Source organism: Streptococcus sp. HMSC071D03, assembly GCF_001812125.1.
Taxonomy (GTDB): Bacteria; Bacillota; Bacilli; order Lactobacillales; family Streptococcaceae; genus Streptococcus; species Streptococcus pseudopneumoniae_N.
Genome location: NZ_KV807781.1, coordinates 1 through 268 on the forward strand (window position 1 = coordinate 1; position 268 = coordinate 268).

Below are 268 nucleotides of genomic sequence, written 5' to 3' on the forward strand. Positions count from 1 at the left end.
CTTTCTCCCCACGCTATATTATTGCGGATTCAGGTTACAAGACCCCAGCTATTGCCCATTATTTGTTAGAACGTAATATCATTCCTGTCTTCCCTTATACTCGTCCAAAGGGAGTAAAGGGGAACTTAAGGCCTAGTAATTTTGTTTATGATGCAAGTCATGACTCTTATATTTGTCCAGAGAATCAAGTATTAAACTATCACACTACCACTCGAGAAGTATAAGAGTAATCCGAAAGTATGTGTTGCCTGTCCTTTATTATCCGTTT

Annotated in this window: 1 pseudogene; it reads left to right on the top strand. The window is 38.4% G+C overall.

Annotated elements, in window-relative coordinates:
• Positions 1–268 (top strand): annotated as a pseudogene (locus HMPREF2837_RS07780) (IS5/IS1182 family transposase); the annotation flags it as partial.